Here is a 23015-nt window from a genome sequence, read left to right as displayed (position 1 = left end):
CAAATGACGAAGATTATAATTGTAGACGATCACCAGCTATTCCGCGAAGGAGTAAAACGTATTTTAGATTTTGAAGATACATTTGACGTAGTAGCAGAAGGTGACGATGGTACGGATGTGGTTTCTTTATATGCTGAAAATCAACCAGATGTTGTACTAATGGATATCAATATGCCGGGGAAAAATGGAGTAGAGGCAACGGCAGAATTAATTAGTGAATTCCCAGATGCGAAGGTTATTATGTTATCCATTCATGATGATGAAACATACGTAACACATGCGCTAAAATCTGGATCACTTGGCTATATGCTAAAAGAGATGGATGCTGACGAAATTGTTGAAGCCATTAAAGTAGTTGCGAATGGTGGATCTTACCTACATCCAAAAGTAACTAAAAATTTAGTAGCGGAATTCCGTCGTCTTTCTGAGCATGAAAATAAAGGTAACTTCCATCAAACAGAAATTCGTCGCCCATTCCATTTACTAACAAAACGTGAATGTGAAGTATTACAATTATTAACAGATGGACAATCTAACCGTACAATTGGTGAGACCCTGTTCATTTCTGAAAAAACAGTTAAAAACCACGTTTCAAGCATTTTACAAAAAATGAATGTAAACGACCGTACACAAGCTGTTGTTACAGCCATTAAAAATGGTTGGGTTGAAGTACGCTAATAACATATATTGAAATTAAAGCTGTTTTTAAAGGCTACTATCTTATTTAGTAGTTTTTAAAGCAGTTTTTTTAGTGAAAGTTACCCACAATAGCCAAATGTCATATAAAAGGTGTAACAATTTATACATAGTAATAGTGCAACATTTTAAAACCATGGGCGTCATAAGGAAGGCGTAACACCTAAATGTTGAAAATGCACAACAAAATTCCTACAACGGGATTTATATGCTACAATATGCGCGGGAGGTTTTTTGATGTTAAAGAAAAGTTTTCTAGCAGTTTTTACCCTATTAATGTTAACTACATTAGTGTTAACTGCCTGTGGTAATAAAAAAGATGATGAAATGAGTGCAGAAGAAAGACAAAAAATCATTGATGATGGAACCGTCGGGTTTGAAAAGAATGGTGGGGAAATAACAAAGGCAGAAAATATCCCTGCTGAAGAAAACAAAGCGATATTAGCAGCCTTTAATGAATATATTACGGCTTTCAATTCAAAAGAAATTGATCGTTATATGCAAACACTCTCAAAGAATCCAAAAGGTTTCAATTATGAGGGAGAAAAGAACTACATTAAAGAAGTATTTAAACAGTCAGACGTTAAACGAGATGCTAAAGATACTACGATTATAAAATATAGCGAAAATGAAGCACAGGTCTATTCAAATTTAACATCGCATATAGTACAAACTACAACAAATATAAAGCATGAAAGTGCAGGACAACAAGTGACAGTATTCGTCAAAGAAGATGGACTCTGGAAGGTTACTAGCGTCTTCTATACTGGAGATGAAACGAAATCAACTACTGGCAAATAAAATGAGGATATCTTCATTCAGGCTCATCACTAAGAGTTGAGGTTGGGTGATTTTCTGAGATTAGCGTCAAGAGCGAGCTAGATAGAGGAACGAAGGCAAAAAGCATCACGCCCAACAACTCATTGGACTTGCCTAGCTGGAACGGAAATCAACCCCAAGTTATAGTGATGAGCCTGTATTTATTTAATAGAAGGATTAATTGAATGAAGATAAATCTGTATACATAGAAAATGAATGTGAAATGGAAGCTAAGTTTAACAATTTAGCAGATGTCTAGAAGGTTGAAAAAGGGGAGTGTACTTACTTCTATTCGACATTTAGACGAGATTACGTAACGTCGTAATTCATTTCACATTCATTTCTTTTTATCTGTAGTAAAAGCGAAGCGACAGCAACAATTTTTTTATCTGTGCGAAAGCGAAGCGACAGCAACAATTTTTTTATCTGTGCGAAAGCGAAGCGACAGCAACAATTGCGCCGAGGCGCAATTGCATGTAAACTATTTAGAATAGGAGAGTGGACATGGATGAGGACAGCAATCGTAACAGATAGTACTGCATATATTCCGGCTGAGGAACGAGAACGCTTAAACATTCATATGATTCCGTTAAGTGTAAATATCTCAGGGCAACTATTTGCAGAAGAAGTAGATATCACAGCATCTGAATTTTATGATAAAGTACGCGGGGCAAAAGAATTCCCAAAAACAACGCAGCCCCCAATTGGAGAATTTGCCTCTCTCTTTGAAGAGCTGGCAAAAGAGTATGATGAAGTAATATCAATTCATTTATCAAGTGGAATCAGTGGAACATATCAAGGTGCAATTCAAGCAGGCGAGATGGTAGAGGACATTGATGTGTACGCTTTTGATAGTGAAATATCCTGTGCGGTACAGGGTTTTTATGCTTTAAGAGCAGCTGAAATGGCGGCTCAGGGCTCTTCTGCAAAAGAAATTCTCGCTACATTGGCAGACATGAAGCAATCAATTCGTGCTTACTTCATTGTAGATGACTTAGCGCACTTACAACGTGGGGGACGTTTGTCTTCAGCAGCGGCATTAATTGGCGGCTTATTACAAGTAAAGCCAGTACTGCATTTTGTGGACAAAGTTATTGTACCTTTTGAAAAAATTCGTACGCGTAAAAAAGCATTAAAGCGTGCGGAGGAGCTACTAGCTGAGGATGTTCAAAAGTATGAAGCACTGGACGCTGTCGTGATCCACGGCAATTGCCAGGCTGAAGCAGAAGAATGGCTAGCACAACTAGCAGCAACCTACCCGAGCGTGAACTTTAAATTAAGCTATTTCGGTCCCGTCATTGGCACGCATTTAGGTGAAGGCGCAATGGGGCTAGGCTGGACAAAAAAATAATATTAAGTGAGACAGTCTCTACAGCAAATTTGTAGAGGCTGTTTTTTTATTTTTGGGTATACCGTTTTGTCGGGTGAAGCGGGGGATCGCCTGTAATTCTTCAACATCGCTGATAAAAGTAAGAGAATCGCTGATAAACCCGTGAACATCGCTGATAAAAGTAAGAGAATCGCTGATAAACCCGCGAACATCGCTGATAAAAGTAAGAGAATCGCTGATAAACCCGCGAACATCGCTGATAAAAGTAAGAGAATCGCCGATAAACCTGTGAACATCGCTGATAAAAGTAAGAGAATCGCTGATAAACCCGCGAACATCGCTGATAAAAGTAAGAGAATCGCTGATGAACCCGTGAACATCGCTGATAAAAGTAAGAGAATCGCTGATAAACCCGTGAACATCGCTGATAAAAGTAAGAGAATCGCTGATAAACCCGTGAACATCGCTGATAAAAGTAAGAGAATTGCTGATAAAAGATCAGAAATCGCTGATAAAAATCACTCACATGAAAGGAGCAAAGCAATGACATACAAAGGTTGGTTGTTGCCACCTGCATTACGAGATTTTCATGAAGGACGTATTTGGTTAAAGGAGCATGCCCCATTTTCTAAGGAAGATATCGAGAAATCAATCAATCTTCAATACTTCCATATAATAGAAGGGATTCAAAAAGAGCCACATCTAAAATGCAATCGTTGCCATAATGAGCATCCTCAGCAATTTACAACGTTTGATTGTTCAAAGTGCCAGCAGCAATGTGTATATTGTAGACATTGTCTGAATATGGGCAGAGTGAGCAGTTGTACGCAATTGATGATTTGGACAGGCCCTCACGCAATTAGAACAAGAAAGCATGCACTCAAATGGGCGGGGCAATTTACAGTGCTCCAAGAGCAGGCGGCAAAGGAAATGCTAGAAAGTGTTAAAGTACAACGTTCCCATCTTATCCATGCAGTATGTGGGGCTGGAAAAACAGAGCTACTTTTCCCGTCTGTACATTATGCGTTAGAGCAGGGCTTACGGGTATGTATCGCTACTCCACGTACAGATGTAGTGCTAGAGTTATATCCTCGCTTTCAATCAGTTTTCCCGCAAACGATGATCCATGCTTTATATGGTGGTTCACCAAAACAGGTTGGTTATGCCCAACTTGTTTTGGCGACAACTCATCAGCTGTATCGGTTTGAGCGGGCGTTTGACGTCATGATTGTTGATGAAGCTGATGCATTTCCCTATACATTTGATGAAACCTTACAAAGCGCAGTGCAAAAGGCAAAAACAGCAAACGCACCAATAATGTTGGTCACAGCAACACCTTCGCATAAATTACTTACTCAATATCAAAATGAAAGCTATTCATTTATCCCAAAGCGCTATCATAATCGTCCATTACCGGTCCCTCGATTTCATTCTCTTTGGAACTATGAAAAAAGTTTAAAACGAGGAAAAATCCCACGAAAGCTGAAACAATGGACAGAGGAGCGCCTTGCACGGAAAGAGCCTTTTCTATTATTTTTCCCAAAAGTAGAGTTAATGAAAATAGCTACACCTCTTTTTCAATTATTAGATGACAGCATCATGGCAGTACATGCTGAGGATCCTGGACGTAAAGAAAAAGTGCTTAAATTACGAAATGAAGAAGTTCCGGGTTTACTGACTACGACCATTTTAGAAAGAGGGATTACGATCAAGAATGTACAGGTTGCAGTGATTGGGGCAGAATCAACCATTTTTACTTCAAGTGCACTTATACAAACTGCAGGACGAGTTGGTCGAAATGCTGATTTTGCAGATGGAGACGTTGTATTTTTCCATCATGGTATTACGATTGAAATGGATGATGCGCGTACTAAAATTCTTTATTATAATAAGAAAGGATTTTCACAATGAATAAAATTGAAACACTGTGCTTATTATGCTCACAGCCTTTGCAATCAGCAATTTCATGGAAAATGCTTTTAACCAAACAATTTCACCCAACCATTTGTGATAGATGCTCGGCTCGATTTGAATATTCCTCAACAGTAACAGCACTTTACCAATATAACGATGCGATGAAAGATTATTTGCATCAATATAAATTTCTACAGGATGTAGCTCTCGCTAAAGTATTTCGGCAGGAACTATATGCGCGCTTCAAACATGAAAAAGCAACCATTATACCGATTCCTATGCACCCACTTAAGCAAAGGGAACGTACCTTTTCGCATATGGAGGAGTTATTAAAGGCAGCTAATATTCCTTTTTTGCAACTCTTAGAAAAGACGACGACAGAAACGCAAAGCTCCAAAAATAGAGAGCAGCGTATCCATGCAGCTTCTCTTTTCCGTTTGATGGATGGAGCACATGTAGAGCATAAAGAATATCTTCTTTTTGACGATATAAAAACGACAGGAACTACTTTACAGCATGCCAGCGAGATTTTAATGAATGCGGGTGCTAGAAATATCAAAAGCTTCACACTAATTAATGGATGAAAATGCTAATGCATTGTGTATAATAGATTACGAGTAAATAAGATTCGTATCTAGCAGTTATATGTAAGAGGAGGAAGAGTGATGGCAGAGGTTCGTAATTGTCCGAAATGTAATGAGTTTTTTAATTATACAGGGGTCAGAGAAGTATGTCATAAGTGCGCTCAATCTGAAGAGGACTTATATCAAATCGTTTATCGCTTTTTACGTAAACGTGAAAACCGTGCTGCGACAGTAGAACGTATTGTTGAAGCAACTGGAGCTGAAGAGGAGTTATTGTATAAATGGGTACGCAAGGGACGCTTACAGACTGCGATGTTCCCTAATCTTGGCTATCCATGTGATAACTGTGGTCATCTAACGACTAAAGGCAAGCTATGTACAAAATGTCAGGATGAATTAAAGTCGGAGCTACGTACATTTGAAGCGGCAAAGGAGTTCCGTGATAGTGTTGCAGAACGTGATCGTGTAACATATCACGCAGAACGAAAACGCTAAAGGCCTAAAGTGTGTTAATTTTAAACAAAATTAGCACACTTTTTTATATTTGAAAACTTAACATTATGTGAGACAATCCGAAATAATAGGAAGATAAGCTTTTTAGATAGGGGGTTATTAAATGAAAATTACATCTTATGGGATTAATGCAGTGAACGCCTATAAAAATCAGGTGCGCGATGTAAAATCAAGCGCTAACAAGGCATCTTTTGCAGATAAAATCGAAATTTCAAAAACTGCACAGGAGATGCAAGGAGTTTCAACATACAGCACAGAGCGTGCAGAACGCGTACAACAACTAAAAAAAGATATCAATTCAGGTGAATACAAAGTGGACGCTCGCAAAGTTGCAGAAGATATGCTGAAATATTATCGTTTCTAAGGAATATCAGAAAGGGTGCTTAGCAAAATGTCTACAGAAGCGATCTGTTCTACATTAACAAAGTTAGAAAGAATGCATAAAAGCTTACTTGAACTAGCCATTAAAAAAACCGAAATCATTACAGCTGGCGATATCGAAGCACTAGACCAAATGCTCAAGGATGAGCAGGCACATGTAGCAGCCATCGATAAGCTCGAGCAACAGCGTCAGAAACAGGTAACGGATTACCTTGGGGCAAAAGGATTTGCTTCAACTGACAAAGCAACTGTCGCAGATGTCATCAAGGCTGCTGAACAACAGACTGAAAAAGACACGCTCTCAGCTGTTCGCAATAGATTATTGCAAATTATCAATGACTTAAAAAAACAAAACGATTTAAATCAAAAACTAGTGTTCCAATCACTACAATTTGTCAATCTGACATTGGATAATGTACGACCTCGGACTGAGCAAATGAACTACTCTGGCAGTGAGGTTCGCGGCACAAATTCAATGGCCAAAAAATCATATTTCGATTCTCAAGCATAGTTTCTTGCACCCATGCAAGAAACATTTGCTTGAAATTAAAAACGTTATAAAAGGGAGGAAAAAAAATGCGCTCAACATTTATGGGCTTAGAAGCAAGTAAACGCGGTTTATTTACACAACAAACGGCTTTATATACAACTGGACATAATATTTCCAATGCAAATACATTAGGTTACTCTCGCCAACGAGTAAATATGCAAGCGACGCAAGGTTTCCCACAAGCAGGTTTAAATCAACCTAACTATCCAGGACATCTCGGAACTGGGGTAGAAGCGGGATCGATTCAACGTGTGCGTGACGAATTTATCGACCGTCAAGTCCGTCAAGAAACAAACAAGTTAGGCTATTGGGAATCACGTTCAAATGCGATTTCTCAAATGGAAGATATCATGAACGAACCGTCTCAATATGGTTTAAACGCAGCATTAGAACAGTTCTGGAAAGGACTTCAAGATGTCAGTACAAACCCAGAAAATGCAGCCTCTCGTCAAGTAGCGATCAAACGCGCTGAACACCTAGCTGAATCATTTAGATATATGGACAAGCAGCTGAAAACAATTCAGGGTAATTTAGGAAACGAAATTAATGTAGCGACGGATCGTATCAACTCACTCTTAAAGCAAATTGCTGCTATCAATAAACAAGTGCAGGAAGTAGAACCGAATGGTCATGTACCGAACGATTTATACGATGAACGTGATGTGTTAATCGATGAATTAAATAATTACATACCTGTATCCATTAAACGTGTCGAATCTGGCGGAAATGCTAGTGCTGTGGCTGAAGGAAGCCTTACAGTTGTGCTCAAATATGGTACAGAGGAAATTGAACTAGTGAATGGTAGAGACTTCGCTACTATCGAAGTAAATGGCACTGTCGCAGATCCAAGTGGTTCCAAGCAAATTAATGGCAACGACTTGTCCAATGTGTTCTCATCTATTCAAGTAAGTGGACTTGGTAAATCAGAATCCATTACATATGACCAGTTAGAATCAGGTAAAGGGAAACTGTTATCTCTTATTGATTCGTACGGATATGATAGTCCAGATGGGCCAAAAGGTTATTACGTTGAAACATTAGAAGACCTTAATGATTTGGCAGCTAAATTTGCTAAAGCCTTCAATGACCTGCACAAGGAAGGTTATGATTTATCAGGTGTTAAAAATAATGATGATTTCTTTACTGGGGAAAACGGAGCAATAACTGCAGGCAATATTAAGGTAAACGATGTTTTCATAAAAGATCCTTCTAAATTAGCTGCTTCTGACGCAGCAAATGAAGAAGGAAATGGTAAATTTGCACTTGAACTTGCTAATCTTCAATCCAAAAGCCAAGCTGATTTAAATGGTGCGACATTTAACTCTTTCTATCAAGGAATGATCGGTAAACTAGGAACAGATGGTGAAGAAGCATATCGCTTAAACATGACTTCAGAAAAATTATTAGTAACACTTTCTGGTAATCGTGCCTCAGTAAGTTCAGTGTCCCTTGATGAGGAAATGACAAATATGATTACGTTCCAACAAGCATATAATGCCAACGCACGTATGATTACAGTTGTCGATGAAACATTAGACAAAATCATTAACGGCATGGGCCGTGTAGGACTATAGAAAATACTCTAGTATTATGATAGAAAGGGGCTTTAAAAAAATGCGCGTAACGCAATCCATGTTATCGAATAACATGCTTTTAAACTTAAATAACAGCTACGGTAAAATGTCTAAGCTACAAGACCAAATCACTTCAGGTACAAAGATAACTCGTCCTTCCGATGACCCAGTTATTGCAGTAAAAGGAATGGGCTATCGCCGTGATTTAGGTCAAGTAGAACAATATACACGTAATATGAATGAGGTTAATAACTGGTTAGATACAACAGACGAATCGCTCAACCAAGTTGGTGAGCAGATGAAGCGTGTGCGTGAGCTAGTGATTCAAGCGGCCAACGATACGAACACACCGGATGAACGTGCGAAAATTAAAGCTGAAATCGATCAAATTCGTCAGCAAATTCAAGATGTAGGAAACACAAAGATTGCTGATCGTTATATTTTTAGTGGTACGAAAACAGGTCAGCCGCTTTTTGAAAATGGCGCACTTAATACAAATTTAAATTCTGAAGACGTAAAGATTGAAGTTTATGATGGCATTCAGATGAACGTGAATACTCCTGGAGCTGAACTATTTCAAAATATTGATGATATGATGGGGGAAATTTCAGATCTTTTAGATCCTGAACGTCCTGGTGGTCCAGCTACTGGTGAAGAAATCGGTAATGCGCTTGGAGGAGTAGCTGAACAAAGCACTGGAGATGATATTACTGCAATCCATAATAAAATTCTCGAGGCTCAGGCTGATGTCGGGGCACGTCAAAATCGTGTAGAGTTAATGGAGAATCGTCTTGCTATCCGAGAAGTAAGTGTAACAAAGCAAATGTCCGATAATGAAGATGTTGATTACGCAAAAGCAATTACAGAAATGATCACTCAAAATTCCATTCATCAAGCAGCATTATCTGTAGGTGCACAGATTATTCAACAAACATTAGTAGATTTTATTAGATAAAATAGTCTTTCAATTTGATTCAGATTTGAGAGATCTTAACGAATAAGATTAAAAGAAGCGTTTGGACATTTTGTTCAGACGTTTTTCTTGAAAGGAGAGATGTAGATGAGACTCCCACAAATTCAAATTCATACAACAGATGCGAAAATAGACCTTAATATATCAAAGTCACAACAGTATATTAAACAACCAAACGCAACACAGCGTATTAAACAACCCGCAGCCATTCTCGAAATAAATACAACTCGCAGTGTACTAAAAATCGATTCTTCACAGGCTAGACGCGATTTAGGATTAATCGGCCCCTTTGAATCAAGCGCAAACTACGCAGAACAAGGAAAACAAGAGGTTCTTAAGGGGATGGCGCGAAGAGCAAGAGAAGGGCGTCAAATGATGGATAATGCTGGTAAAGGACATGGGCGTGCGACAATTCAGGGTATTGCAAAACAAAACCATGGTCCTCACCAAGTGCAATTTAATATTAAGTTTGTACCATCTGTAGGATCAGTCAAAATCGACTATACGCCTGGGGCAACGGACGTTAATATCCAGCGTAGAGAACCAATTATTGACGCAAAGGTGAACAAACCAATTCACGAATACACGCCAGGTAAAGTAACTGGTACAATGGTACAAAGACCAGATGTTAACATCGATGTCATCATTTAAAGGAGCGTATGAAATAATGAAAATTGCTACAAAATTTTTAGGTGAAGTCGAACTTGGGGAACAGGATATATTAACGTTTGAGCATGGATTACTTGGATTAGAGAATGAAAAAAATTTTGTATTATTACCTATAGATGCAGATCTTCCTTTAGCGATGCTGCAATCTGTTGATAATGTGGAAATTGGTTTTGTAGTTGCCTATCCGTTCGCCTTCAAAAAAGATTACAGCTTTGATATAAGTGAAGATGATCGTGAGCAGCTAAAAATTGGAAAGGAAGAGGACGTACTTACATACGCTATTGTAACAATGAAGGAAACATTCCAAGAATCCACTATGAACTTGCTTGCGCCTTTAATCATTAACATGGATAAAAAATGCGGTAAACAAATTGTTCTTCAAGATAATAAATCTTATCCATTACGTTATCCAATGCAAACATTGGAAGGAAGTGCGAAATAATGCTAGTCCTTTCTCGAAAAAAAGATGAATCTATCATGATTGGCGATCAAATCGAAATTAAAATACTAGCTGTCGAAGGTGAGCAAATTAAAATCGGCATTGTCGCGCCAAAAACAGTTAAAGTACACCGTTCCGAAGTTTTTGAAGCTATCCAAGCACAGAATAAGGAAGCTTTATCAGCATCATCAAGCTTCTTAGAACAGTTAAAGAAGAAATAAAGTATATGTGCCGTAGTTATAATTGCAAACTAGTAATTTATTACATAAAAAAATAAAAAAACTTTAAAAAAACTATTAAACATTTCCAACTAATTACGATATATAGATTGTGAGGGGCAGGAAGTACATAAATACTACCTAATCCGAAATTCCACACGGATGTGGAATAACAAAACAAACATTCAAGGAGGAATTCCAAATGAGAATTCAACACAACATTTCAGCTTTAAACACACACCGTAACTTAGGCTTCAACAACGCTCAAGCTTCTAAAAACCTTGAGAAATTATCTTCTGGTTACAAAATCAACCGCGCTGGTGACGATGCTGCTGGTTTAGCAATCTCTGAAAAAATGCGTGGACAAATCCGTGGTCTTGACATGGCAACTAAAAACGCTCAAGATTCAATCTCTTTAATCCAAACTGCTGAGGGTGCTCTTAACGAAACACACGCTATCCTACAACGTATGCGTGAATTATCAGTACAATCTGCGAACGATACTAACGTTAACGCTGACCGTGACGCACTTCAAAAAGAAGTAGAACAATTACGTGAAGAAATTACTCGTATTTCTACAGACACAGAGTTCAATACTCAAAAATTATTAAACTCTGATTTCAAAGATAAAGTATTCCACATCGGTGCTAATGAAGGTCAAAGCATTAAATTATCTATCGCAGACACTTCTTCTAAAGCATTAGGTCTTGAAGAAGGTGCACAAGTAGTAACAGCAGGTGCTGGTGCAACAGCTGGTGCTGGTTCAACTGGTGCTACATGGTTCTCAGCAGGTGCAACTATTGTATCAGCAGTAGCAGCAACATCAGTAGCAGCAGCTATTGATGAAGTGAAAGCTTCAGCTGATGGTTTCTACAGTGACACAACAAGTGCTTTAGTTAAATCAGCTGCTAGCGGTCAAGCAGTTACAGTTGGTGGATTGGATATCTCATCTCAAACTTCAGCTGACAAAGCAATTACTACATTAGATGCAGCAATTAAAACAGTTTCTGATACACGTTCTAACCTAGGTGCTGTTCAAAACCGTTTAGAACACACAATTAATAACTTAGGTGCAACTTCTGAAAACTTAACAGCTGCTGAATCACGTATCCGCGATACAGATATGGCTGCTGAAATGATGTCGTTCACTAAGAACAATATCTTAATGCAAGCTGCACAATCTATGCTTGCTCAAGCTAACCAACAACCACAAGGTGTTCTTCAATTATTACAATAATTGAAATAATGGAAAAGCCAATCCTGGAATATGGGATTGGTTTTTTCTATTTTTACAATTAGAAAAATATGAAGCTGTATTTAAAAGAAAGTAGCCATATACATAAAAGTATTATCTTGATTGTCGATATAATATAAAAAGAATGATAAAAATTTTAATTAGAAAGTTGGTCAATATATGCTAATAGATCAGAATATAGATATTCTTATTAAAAACAATAAACATTGGATTGGGAATAAAGAAAATATTACACAACCTATTCATTATTTGATGACAGATATAGAATTAAATGTGGAGTATTTTGAAAACAATACAGGGAAAATTTATGAAGTAAAAGATGTTTATGATGATAATTTTCAAATAAATAAAGAATTAAGACAAATTATTTTTATTATTGGTATGAATTCTTTAAAAGAAATTGAAGAGCTATACAGAAAAAAACATGAAGATACATATATTATTGTTATAGAGCCAAGTCTTTCTATTTTTAATTATAATTTGAATTTTAAAGATTTATCAATTTTTAAAGATGAGAAAATTTTTCTATTTGCAGATGATGATATAACTATGATTAATGAATTTTTAAGAATAATTTTTTCTGATTTCAAAATGCTGTGTCTATTAAAAAACAGTGAGGTATATCTAACCTATTTTTATCGACATTTTGAAATTCAAAAAGCAAAAAACTGTGTGAAAGATATTAAAGAAATAATACGTAGTATGGTGTTATCATATGGTAATGATGTTAAAGATAGTTTAATCGGCTTAAAACAAAATCTAGATAATCTTAAGTTTATTCCTAACTCAAGAAATCCATTAGGTGTAAAGGATAAACTAAAAGGCTATCCAGCAATTGTTGTAGCAGCAGGTCCTTCATTAAATAATAATATACAACATCTAAAATCTGCTCAAGGAAAGTCTGTAATAATAGCAGTAGATACTATTATTTCTAGACTTTTAAGTGAAGGTATAATCCCGGATTTTGTATGCTCTGTAGAAAGGGACCATTTAACTTATGAATATTTTTATAAGGATAAGAATTTCCCGAAAACAGTTACGTTAGTTGGACCGTTATTATTGGATACACAAGTATTTGAAACATTTAAAGGCGAATTTTTATTGCCTTTTAGAACAGAGGTAAAAGAGTATCAGTGGCTTCAAAATAAACTTGAAATCGATGGAGATGTGGGAATGCTGATGGGGATGTCCTGTGCTCATGTTGCATTTGGTGTAGCTCATTTACTTGGATGCTCACCCATTACGTTAATTGGCCAAGATTTAGCATATGGTGAAAGTGTGACGCATGCATCGGGAACACTGTATGATGATGTAACTAAAAGAGTAATGAATACTAAAGATGATGAAATTGTAGAAGGTTACTATGGTACGCCTGTTCGTACGACGAAGATATGGACTATGTTCCGAAATTGGTATGAAAATAAAATACTAATGCTTAATTTAGATGTAATAAATGCAACCGAAGGTGGTGCTAAAATTAAACATACACGTCAATTATCGCTAAAAGAAATGATAGATGTTTATTGTAAGCAAGAAATTCCATCTGTTTACGATCTAGTAGTGGCTTCAGATAAGTATAAAATTGATGTAGAGAATGTAAAAAAATCATTCGAAAAAGAAATAGAAGCGTTTGAAAGCTTTAATTTGCAGTGTACTCAAATGATTTATTTATTGAGAAAATTAGAAATTAATGAAGATTCCATTCAAACAAAGAAGCAACAATTATTACAGTCTCTATCTGTAACAGATGCATTAGTTGAACGATTAATGCTCCATCCATTATTAACTCATAATTTACAATCAGTTATTATTCAGTATATGTGGAATAAAAATAGTATTTCAGATTCCTTTACTGTAGAGAATTTATTGTTAAAGCGTAAATATCAGTTAAAAGTATTAGAACCTATAGCAGGAACAATATCAGAGGTTGTAGATTATCTGAAGGGAAGTTTAGAGAAATCCATAGTAGAAGGATAGGGTTAGTCATATGAAAGTATTAGTAACAGGGGCAGATGGCTTCATAGGTTCTCACTTAACAGAGGAATTAGTTAGAAAAGGTTATAACGTAAGAGCGTTTGTAAACTATAATTCGTTTAATTCTTGGGGATGGTTAGATCAATCCCCTAAAGAAATTAAATCACACGTAGATGTCTTTTCTGGGGATATACGTGATCCGTATGGAGTTAAAGAAGCAATGAAAGGTTGTACACATGTGTTGAATTTAGCTGCACTGATTGCGATTCCGTATTCATACCATTCACCAGCGACATATGTTGATACCAATGTGACTGGGGCTTTAAATGTTGTACAAGCTGCAAAAGAACTAGGGATAGAAAAGGTTGTACACACTTCTACAAGTGAAGTTTATGGAACTGCTTTATACGTCCCTATTGACGAGAACCATCCATTACAAGGACAATCACCGTATTCAGCATCTAAAATAGGGGCTGATCAGATGGCGTTATCATTCTATCGTTCATTTGGCACACCTGTATCGATTATTCGTCCATTTAATACATATGGACCACGTCAATCAGCACGTGCGGTAATTCCGACGATTATAAGCCAGCTTGCGAGTGGAAAAACAACAATCAAGTTAGGCGCGGTTAGCCCAACGCGGGACTTTAACTATGTAAAAGATACAGTAGAAGGTTTTATTTCTGTGATGAAATCACCTAATTCAATTGGTGAGGTGATAAACATTGGTTCAAACTATGAGATTTCAATTGGTGAAACAGCACAAATGATTGCAAATATTTTGGGTGTCAATTTAACAATTGAAACAGATGAACAGCGACTTCGACCAGAAAAAAGTGAAGTAGAGCGTCTTTGGGCAGAAAATAAAAAAGCGAGGGAACTATTAGGTTGGTCACCACAATATGGTGGAAAAGAAGGGTTCAGACGAGGTCTTGAAGAAACTATCCAGTGGTTTACAGATCCAAGAAATTTATCTCAGTATAAGGCAGATGTTTATAATATATGAATGAACAATGGGTACAATTTGTCAATGATGTAAAGATGATGTATGGTAAAGAATTTGTTCCTTTACATGAACCAACATTTAATGAAAAAGAAATTGAATACGTAACGGATTGTGTAAAATCAGGCTGGGTTTCTTCTGTAGGTACATATGTGACTCGTTTCGAGGAAGAGTTAGCAAAATTTGTTGGAGTAAAGCGAGCTGTTGCAGTAGTCAACGGCACTGCTGCATTGCATATTGCATTAAAGGTTGCTGGTATTAAGGCTGAGGATGAAGTACTTATGCCCTCGTTAACTTTTGTAGCAACAGCCAATGCTGCTTGTTATCTTCAAGCAACTCCGCACTTTGTTGATGTTAATGAGGAAACATTAGGTGTCGATCCCATTAAATTAGATAAATATTTAGAGCACATTGCTGAGTTTAGGGATGGTGAACTTTTTAATAAACAAACAAATTGCCGTATTAAAGCATTAGTACCAATGCATACTTTCGGGCACCCGTGCTCCATAGATAAATTAGTTGCACTTTGTGAGAAATATAATCTCGTGTTAGTTGAAGATGCAGCTGAGTCTTTGGGAAGTTACTATAAAGGAAAACATACAGGTAGCTTCGGAAAGGTTAATGCAATAAGTTTTAATGGTAACAAAATAATTACAACTGGTGGTGGTGGAGCAATTCTAACAAATGATGAAATGTTAGCTGATTATGCTAAACATATTACTACAACTGCAAAGGTCCCTCATAAATGGGAATATGTGCATGATGAGATTGGTTATAACTATCGTATGCCGAACATTAATGCTGCTCTTGGTTGTGCACAATTAGAAAAAATGCCGGAATTTATCGAACAAAAACGTAAATTGACGGAGAAGTATGAAGAGCTATTATTAAATATGAAAGGTGTACGTTTATTTAAAGAGCCAACAAAATGCACTAGCAATTACTGGATTCAAACCCTTATTTTAGATGAGGGGTATGATAGAGATGAGATTCTTGCATTTATGAATAATAACGGTATTATGAGCCGTCCTATATGGCAACCAATGCATTTCCTACAAATGTTCGAAAAATGTCCAAGAATGGATTTAGCACAAACAGAAAAATGTAATAGTCGGGTAGTGAACATTCCGAGCACACCAACTAAATTTTTTTAAAATGTTAATCTAATTTAGAAGAGTATTACTTTGAGAAGTGTAGCAATTGTGGGCGGAGATAGCTAGTATAACAGCGGTAAAGCAAGTGAGGAAACATTTTTTATGAATCAATCAACAGTGGATGCTTACACTAAAGTTTAATAAGTTTTTTAGAGGACGGATTGTAATATTAAGTGCAACACCCAGAAGTCAATATAAAGGAAGCCCATAACGACCTCGTGTAGAATGTAGTTACCACACCAACATTCAAACGGAGGAATCGTTATGAGCTATACCCATCTTACCATATCAGAACGTGTAAAAATAGAAACATACCTGGAACTGGATTATTCAATTCGTAAAATAGCAAAACTCTTAAATCGCCAACCTTCTACGATTTCCAGAGAAATAAAACGCCACGCCGGTAGTACGGCTGACGAAGCGCAAGTACGTTACCACCAAAATAAATCCAACTGTGGTGCCAAGTCAAAATGTACGCCAGAAGTAAAAGAAGCTGTTCAAGAAAAGTTGCGGGATACTTGGTCGCCTGAACAAATTGTCGGCCGCTTGTATCAAGGACAGCTGAGTTTTAAAACCATCTATCGCTGGATTTAGGATGATCTTTTAGAAGTGCCTATAACCGTTCTCCGTCAAAAAGGAAAGCGTCAAAAGCCCCGCGAAACAAGGGGAAGATTTAACATTGGCACACCAATTTCTAAACGCCCAAAAGAAGTACGTAAACGTGAAACCTTTGGACATTGGGAGTTAGATACAGTTGTATCTGGACGTGGGAAAGCAAAAGGTTGTGTAGCAACATTTATTGAGCGAATGACACGGTGGTATGTTGGCTTTTTGATACCAGATCGCTCAGCTCAATCAATGGAAAGAGCAGTACGTCTTCTGCATACTAAATTACCAAAAGGCACTATAAAAACAGCCACAACAGACAGAGGTAAAGAATTTAGCTGCTATAAAATGTTAGAAAAAGACTTGAAAATTGATGTTTATTTTGCGGACGCCTATTCTTCTTGGCAACGCGGAAGTAACGAAAATGGAAATGGATTACTTCGCGAATTCTTCCCTAAGCAAACAAATTTCGATGAAGTATCACCAAAAGAACTAACAGAAGCATTAAACTATATCAACAACCGACCAAGAAAATGTCTTGGTTGGAAAACTGCAAACGAGGCATTTGATGAGCAACTGTTGCACTTAATTTGACAAATCATCAGATAATAAAAAATCATATCTGTTTTTGATAGGGAGTAAAAATGAAAAAAAAAATATGTGTAGTGACTGCAACTAGAGCCGAGTATGGACTATTAAGTGGTTTACTTAAAGAAATTTCGAAAAGTGAAACATTTTTATTACAAATGATTGTTACGGGTATGCATTTATCACCGGAATTTGGTTTTACCTATAGGGAAATTGAAAATGATGGTTATAAAATAAATGATAAAGTTGAAGCCTTATTATCTTCTGATTCAGCAGTTGGTGTAGCAAAATCAATGGGGCTAACTAGCATTGGTTTTGCTGAGGCTTTAGATAAATTAAGACCAGATTTAATTATTATCTTAGGAGATAGATTTGAGATGTTAGCTGTTGCTCAGGTTGCTCTTATCTTACAAATTCCTATTGCTCATATAGCAGGTGGGGATGTAACAGAGGGAGCTTATGATGATGCCATTAGACATAGTATCTCTAAAATGTCAAATCTTCATTTTGTTACAAATGAAATTGCAAAGAAGAGATTAATTCAATTAGGGGAAGATCCACAGACTGTCTTTAATGTAGGAAGTTTAGGGATAGATAATATTAAAAATACAGAATTATTATCATTAAAAGAACTAAGTAAGCTGATGAATTTCAATTTTCTTAAAAAAAATATATTGATTACATTGCACCCTGTAACAGTAGAAACTTCATATACCAAAAAATATGCGCAGATTTTATTAGAAGCTTTAGACGAAATCAAAATATTATTTGATATTGGTTTTATTTTCACTAAGGCAAATGCAGATAATGGTGGAAGGGAGATCAATTATCTGTTTGAGAATTATTGTAAAGATAATAAAAATGCTAAGATTTATGATTCCTTAGGAAAAATAAAATATTTAAGTTGTTTACATTATATTGACGCAGTGGTGGGGAATTCCTCAAGTGGCTTGTATGAAGTTCCATCATTTAATAAAGCAACAATAAATATAGGAAATAGGCAATTAGGAAGATTGAAAGCCTCATCAGTTATTGATGTAGATTTTGAAAAAAATCAAATAAAAAATGCTATTATCAAAGCACTTAATAAGAATATTGCTACTGAGAACCCTTATGGAGAAGGGGAAACGGCCTATAAGATTATAGATATTTTAAATAATGTAGAATGGAAAAAAACTAAGAGATTCTTTGATATAGAAGGGATAGATAGTTAGTGGGTACATATATAATAGCGGAGGCAGGAGTTAACCATAATGGTGATATAAATTTAGCTAAAAAGCTAATTGACATAGCTAAACAGTCCAACGTAAATGCTGTAAAATTTCAAACGTTTAAAACAGAATTAGTTGTTAGTAAATATGCTGTTAAGGCAAAATACCAAATCGAAAACACGGGGAATAATGAATCGCAATTTGATATGGTAAAAAAACTTGAGTTATCATTTCATCAATTTTATGAATTAAAGAAGTATTGTGACTTATGTGAGATAGAATTTTTATCTACACCATTTGATAATGAAAGTGCAGATTTTTTAATAGATGAATTAGGTATGGAAACTGTAAAGATACCATCAGGCGAAATTACCAATGGACCTTTCTTATTACATTTAGCTAAGAAAAGAAAGAAATATATAATTTCTACAGGAATGTCCAACATTGGGGAAATTGAAGAAATGTTGGGAGTAATGGCTTTCGGTTTACTCAATACTCAAGTTCAACCATCAAGAACAGCTTTTAAAAGTGCTTATTATTCTCCAGAAGGACAAGCACTATTGAAAAAACATGTAATATTACTACACTGTACTACTGAATATCCTGCACCAGTAAATGAAATAAACCTTTTAGCGATTAATTCTTTAAAAATGGCATTTGATTTAGGTGTTGGGTACTCAGATCATACTAATGGAATATCTATTCCTATTGCTGCAGCTGCATTAGGTGCCAAAGTAATCGAAAAACATATTACTTATGATAAAAATGCAGAGGGACCAGATCATAAGGCATCATTGTCACCAGAAGAATTAAACCTTATGGTAAAAGGGATAAGAGAAGTAGAATTGGCATTAGGTAATTCTATAAAAATTCCGAGTCCTTCTGAAATAAAAAATATTCAAGTAGCAAGAAAAAGCATTGTTGCTAAAAAAGCAATAAAGAGTGGTGAACATTACTCCGAGGAAAACTTAATAATTAAAAGACCTGGAACAGGTATAAGTCCAATGAAATATTGGGATTTACTAGGTAAAGAGGCTGAAGTTGATTATAGTCAAGATGAGGAAATAAAATAATGATAGTAGATTTAAATTATGCAAGTAATATATTTAATAAATATTTTCCTGATGTTTCAATTTACTATCATCCTAAATATATTAATAATGAAAGACTAAACGATGTCAATTCCAAACCTAGATTTTTTATATTTGAAGAGGAAAATCAAGTTTTTTATCACGCTTTTGTAGAAAATAGTGTGGACATTAATGGGATGGTATATCGAGATATCCAAGCACCAAATGGTTATGGTGGTCCATTAATTGTTGGTGAAAAAAACTTTCAAGAAAGGGCTTTTAATTACTATTTAAAATGGGCAAGTGAACAAAATTATATAATTGAATTTATGAAATTTCATCCATTATTAAAAAGCAAAGATTATTATGGTGAAAAACTTTTTAATAGAAAAACAATAGCTATAGATTTAGAGCACCAGGAATTGACTTTATCATATAAAAGTAGGATTCGAGGCAATATAAGTAAGGCTAAAAGAGAAAAAATTTCAACCGTATTTTCTAAAGAGGAACGGTATATAAAGGCGTTTACTAGCATTTATCATAATTTAATGCGTAGCAAAAAAGCAGATGCAGAACATTTTCTCTCAGAACAGTATATAACAACCTTAATTAAGGAAGAGTTTGTACAATTAGTTTCTGCTGTAGATAGAGAAGGTCATATATTAGGAGGTATTATTTTTTTACAAAATGGATATATTAGCGATTATCATTTATCTGCAACAAATGAAATGGGAAGGAAATTTTCTGTAACGTCACTTTTAATTCATGATTATGCTATATATGCAAAAATGAATAAATTGAAATATCTATATCTTGGTGGTGGTTATGATACGGAAACAGAAAATTCATTATATCGTTTTAAACAAGGTTTTTCTGATATAGAACTAGATTATTGTATTGGATATTATGTGCATAATAATAATATATATAATAAATTGAAACTAACACATAATATAGATGAAAATAATCATAGAATAATATTTTATAGATAGGTGAGTGAGTATATTGGCTTGGGAACAAATTTGGGAAGAAATTTTTAGAAATAATGAATGGGGAAAATACCCAGCAGAAGATTTGGTTAGATTTATTGCGAGAAATTTTTATAAAGTAGAAGATAGAAAAAGTATCAGAATACTTGAGGTAGGAAGTGGTCCTGGTGCAAATGTGTGGTACATTGCACGTGAAGGTTTTTCGGTATATGGTATAGACGGTTCCCCTACTGCAGTTAAAAGAGCAAATGAAAGATTAGATAAAGAAGTTCAAGGATGGAATGGAGAAATTATACAGGGGGACTTTACAGTTATTCCATATGAAAATGACTTCTTTGATGCAGTTATTGATAATGAATCTATATGTATTAACTCATTTGAAGAATCTAATAAGATATTTTCGGAGATTTATAGAGTTTTAAAATCAAATGGTAAGATTTTCACCAAAACTTTTGCGAATGGTAGCTGGGGTGAAGGAACAGGAGAAAAAGTTGGGTATAACTCATGGATTGTATCTGAAGGTCCTTTAAAAGGGACAGGATACTGTAGATTTAGTACTAAAGAAGATGTATTAGATTTATTAAATAATTTTCAAATTGAAGAGTTTGAATATATAACAAGAAGTTATCAAAATGGAGAGCATGAAATAAAGGAATGGGTTGTTGTGGCTAGTAAGAAATAGTCTCTAATATTTTTATTGTTTTATTGAAAAAGAAGGTGAATTCTATTAACAGATGGGAAGAAATATTAGTTTATCCTACAATTTCTTTATTTCATACAATGAAAATCATTAACGAATCTTCTTTTAAGTTTGCAGTTGTTGTAGATGAAAAACAGAGATTACTTGGTACCGTAACTGATGGTGATATTCGACGAGGTATTTTGCGTGGAGAAGGCCTTGAGGTTCCGATCACTTCAATTATGAACCCTAATCCAATTAGTGCGCAAACTGGACAAAAGCTTAATAAATATAAGCAATTAATGAAAACCAAGATGCTTAAGCAATTACCTATAGTAGATCAATCAAATAAAATAATAGATATTTTATTTATGGATAACCTTGATATGTCGTTGGACCATCAAAATAAAGTTGTTTTAATGCTAGGTGGACTAGGTACTAGGCTCCGTCCACTAACAAATGAAATACCGAAACCAATGCTGAGGGTAGGGAATAAACCAATTTTAGAAACAATTATTGAAGGTTTTAAGCAAAATGGTTACACGAATTTTATTTTCTCTGTAAATTACAAAAAGGAAGTTATTCAAGACTATTTTCAAAATGGTAAAGCTTTTGATGTGACAATTGAGTACATAGAAGAAGATAAGAGAATGGGGACTGCCGGGGCACTTTCATTAATAAACAATCGACCGGCTGAGCCGTTTTTTGTTATGAATGGAGACCTACTTACACAAATAAATTTTGATCAACTTATGCAATTTCATAAAGAACATCAATCAATTGCAACAATGTGTGTAAGAGAATACGAATATCAGATTCCTTATGGCGTTATTGAAACAGCTGGTACAAATCTATTATCAATAAATGAAAAGCCAATACATCGTAGCTTCGTTAATGCTGGTATTTACGTACTTAATCCAGAAGTGTTCGATTTTATACCTCAGGATGAATATTACGATATGCCTACACTTTTTGAACAATTGATTGAAAAGAAAATGAAAACATCTGTTTTTCCTATTCATGAATATTGGTTAGATATAGGGCAGGTAGATGATTTTAATAGGGCAAATAAAGAGTTTAAGGAGCTCTCATTATGAAGCACAAAATATTAGCGATAATTCCAGCACGTGGAGGTTCTAAAGGTGTACCACGGAAAAACATACGTGAATTAGCAGGTAAACCTTTAATTGCATGGACTATTGAAGAAGCAAAAAAGTCTAAATACATTACAAGTCTAATTGTATCCTCTGAAGATTCGAAGATTATTAAAGTGGCAAAGCAATACGATTGTGATGTACCATTTATTAGACCATTAGAATTAGCTTGTGATGATACACCAGGCATTGCTCCAGTATTACATGCTATTCAACAGTGCCCGGGTTATGATTATGTCTTATTATTACAGCCAACTTCTCCGCTACGTACAGTTGATGATATTGATGGTTGTATTGAATACATTTTACAAAAGAAAGCAAAATTTTGTGTTTCTGTCACTGAGCCAGATAAATCGCCCTATTGGATGTATACTTTAGAGGATGGAAGCATGCGTCCTTTAATAAAGCAAGAACAAATTGCAACAAGAAGACAAGACTTACCTGTTGCTTATGCATTAAACGGAGCAATTTATATTGCTGAGATAGAGGCGCTTTTACACGAACAATCATTTTTAACAGAAGAAACGATAGGATTTGTTATGTCAAATGAACAATCATTTGATATTGATACTTTGCTTGATTTCGAGATATGTGATTATTTGATTCAAAATAAAGTTAAATAGCTTTAGGAAGTAAAAATGATAAAGTTTAATTCAATGTTTATTGAAA

At 35.5% G+C, this 23015-nt stretch carries 23 protein-coding genes and 1 pseudogene; all 24 read left to right on the top strand.

Annotated elements, in window-relative coordinates; all coding sequences use genetic code 11:
* Positions 1–3 precede the first annotated feature (3 nt).
* The 24 genes and pseudogenes from ABH966_RS11185 (at position 4) to ABH966_RS11070 (ending at position 22969) form a co-directional block, all read left to right on the top strand.
* Positions 4–678 (top strand): response regulator, encoded by a 675-nt coding sequence (locus ABH966_RS11185; protein ID WP_132360514.1) that lies wholly within the window; start codon positions 4–6, stop codon positions 676–678.
* A gap of 255 nt (positions 679–933) precedes the next feature.
* On the top strand, positions 934–1497 hold the full coding sequence (locus ABH966_RS11180) for a nuclear transport factor 2 family protein (RefSeq protein WP_370078361.1): 564 nt from the start codon (positions 934–936) through the stop codon (positions 1495–1497).
* A gap of 526 nt (positions 1498–2023) precedes the next feature.
* On the top strand, positions 2024–2866 hold the full coding sequence (locus ABH966_RS11175; RefSeq protein ID WP_370078359.1) for a DegV family protein: 843 nt from the start codon (positions 2024–2026) through the stop codon (positions 2864–2866).
* A gap of 522 nt (positions 2867–3388) precedes the next feature.
* Positions 3389–4756: an ATP-dependent helicase ComFA gene (locus ABH966_RS11170; protein WP_370078489.1), complete on the top strand. Its 1368-nt coding sequence runs from the start codon at positions 3389–3391 to the stop codon at positions 4754–4756.
* Complete coding sequence (locus ABH966_RS11165; protein WP_370078357.1) at positions 4753–5343, top strand: ComF family protein; 591 nt, start codon at positions 4753–4755, stop codon at positions 5341–5343. The genes ABH966_RS11170 and ABH966_RS11165 overlap by 4 nt, the downstream gene beginning before the upstream one ends.
* 81 nt (positions 5344–5424) lie before the next feature.
* On the top strand, positions 5425–5838 hold the full coding sequence (locus ABH966_RS11160) for a TIGR03826 family flagellar region protein (RefSeq protein ID WP_370078355.1): 414 nt from the start codon (positions 5425–5427) through the stop codon (positions 5836–5838).
* Between the two features lie 121 nt (positions 5839–5959).
* Complete coding sequence (flgM, locus tag ABH966_RS11155; RefSeq protein ID WP_370078353.1) at positions 5960–6220, top strand: flagellar biosynthesis anti-sigma factor FlgM; 261 nt, start codon at positions 5960–5962, stop codon at positions 6218–6220.
* A gap of 27 nt (positions 6221–6247) precedes the next feature.
* Entirely contained in the window at positions 6248–6748 is a 501-nt protein-coding gene (locus ABH966_RS11150; RefSeq protein ID WP_370078351.1) for a flagellar protein FlgN, read from the top strand.
* 65 nt (positions 6749–6813) lie between these two features.
* Positions 6814–8361 carry a flagellar hook-associated protein FlgK gene (gene flgK / locus ABH966_RS11145; RefSeq protein ID WP_370078349.1) on the top strand — a complete coding sequence of 516 codons (1548 nt, stop codon included), beginning with the start codon at positions 6814–6816 and terminating at the stop codon, positions 8359–8361.
* 40 nt (positions 8362–8401) lie between these two features.
* Positions 8402–9316 carry a flagellar hook-associated protein FlgL gene (gene flgL, locus ABH966_RS11140; protein WP_370078347.1) on the top strand — a complete coding sequence of 305 codons (915 nt, stop codon included), beginning with the start codon at positions 8402–8404 and terminating at the stop codon, positions 9314–9316.
* Positions 9317–9421: 105 nt separating this feature from the next.
* Positions 9422–9985, top strand: a complete 564-nt coding sequence (locus tag ABH966_RS11135) for a DUF6470 family protein (RefSeq protein WP_370078346.1) — start codon at positions 9422–9424, stop codon at positions 9983–9985.
* A gap of 16 nt (positions 9986–10001) precedes the next feature.
* Positions 10002–10445 carry a flagellar assembly protein FliW gene (fliW, locus tag ABH966_RS11130; protein ID WP_370078344.1) on the top strand — a complete coding sequence of 148 codons (444 nt, stop codon included), beginning with the start codon at positions 10002–10004 and terminating at the stop codon, positions 10443–10445.
* Entirely contained in the window at positions 10445–10663 is a 219-nt protein-coding gene (gene csrA / locus ABH966_RS11125; RefSeq protein ID WP_198696064.1) for a carbon storage regulator CsrA, read from the top strand. Before fliW ends, csrA begins: the two co-directional genes overlap by 1 nt.
* 199 nt (positions 10664–10862) lie before the next feature.
* A complete protein-coding gene (locus ABH966_RS11120) occupies positions 10863–11897 on the top strand; it encodes a flagellin N-terminal helical domain-containing protein (protein WP_370078342.1) in 1035 nt (344 codons plus the stop codon).
* Positions 11898–12074: 177 nt separating this feature from the next.
* Complete coding sequence (locus ABH966_RS11115) at positions 12075–13892, top strand: motility associated factor glycosyltransferase family protein (RefSeq protein WP_370078340.1); 1818 nt, start codon at positions 12075–12077, stop codon at positions 13890–13892.
* A 10-nt stretch (positions 13893–13902) separates the two neighbouring features.
* Positions 13903–14898, top strand: coding sequence for an NAD-dependent 4,6-dehydratase LegB (locus ABH966_RS11110; protein WP_370078338.1), 996 nt, complete (start codon positions 13903–13905; stop codon positions 14896–14898).
* Positions 14895–16049, top strand: coding sequence for a LegC family aminotransferase (locus ABH966_RS11105; protein WP_370078336.1), 1155 nt, complete (start codon positions 14895–14897; stop codon positions 16047–16049). Before ABH966_RS11110 ends, ABH966_RS11105 begins: the two co-directional genes overlap by 4 nt.
* Positions 16050–16313: 264 nt before the next feature.
* Positions 16314–17249: pseudogene (locus ABH966_RS11100) on the top strand (IS30 family transposase).
* Positions 17250–17299: 50 nt separating this feature from the next.
* Positions 17300–18457 (top strand): UDP-N-acetylglucosamine 2-epimerase, encoded by a 1158-nt coding sequence (gene neuC / locus ABH966_RS11095; RefSeq protein WP_370078334.1) that lies wholly within the window; start codon positions 17300–17302, stop codon positions 18455–18457.
* Positions 18457–19527, top strand: a complete 1071-nt coding sequence (gene neuB, locus ABH966_RS11090; RefSeq protein ID WP_370078333.1) for an N-acetylneuraminate synthase — start codon at positions 18457–18459, stop codon at positions 19525–19527. Before neuC ends, neuB begins: the two co-directional genes overlap by 1 nt.
* Positions 19527–20516: a hypothetical protein gene (locus ABH966_RS11085; protein WP_370078331.1), complete on the top strand. Its 990-nt coding sequence runs from the start codon at positions 19527–19529 to the stop codon at positions 20514–20516. Before neuB ends, ABH966_RS11085 begins: the two co-directional genes overlap by 1 nt.
* A 13-nt stretch (positions 20517–20529) precedes the next feature.
* Positions 20530–21195: a class I SAM-dependent methyltransferase gene (locus ABH966_RS11080; RefSeq protein ID WP_370078329.1), complete on the top strand. Its 666-nt coding sequence runs from the start codon at positions 20530–20532 to the stop codon at positions 21193–21195.
* Positions 21196–21239: 44 nt separating this feature from the next.
* Positions 21240–22289, top strand: a complete 1050-nt coding sequence (locus tag ABH966_RS11075; protein WP_370078487.1) for a nucleotidyltransferase family protein — start codon at positions 21240–21242, stop codon at positions 22287–22289.
* Positions 22286–22969 (top strand): acylneuraminate cytidylyltransferase family protein, encoded by a 684-nt coding sequence (locus ABH966_RS11070; RefSeq protein WP_370078327.1) that lies wholly within the window; start codon positions 22286–22288, stop codon positions 22967–22969. The genes ABH966_RS11075 and ABH966_RS11070 overlap by 4 nt, the downstream gene beginning before the upstream one ends.
* The last annotated feature ends 46 nt before the right edge of the window (positions 22970–23015 follow it).

The sequence above is a fragment of the Lysinibacillus sp. RC46 genome, from assembly GCF_041262385.1.
GTDB lineage: Bacteria > Bacillota > Bacilli > Bacillales_A > Planococcaceae > Lysinibacillus.
The sequence above is the reverse complement of the archived record's forward strand: the minus strand, read 5'-3'. Positions and strand labels throughout refer to the sequence as shown.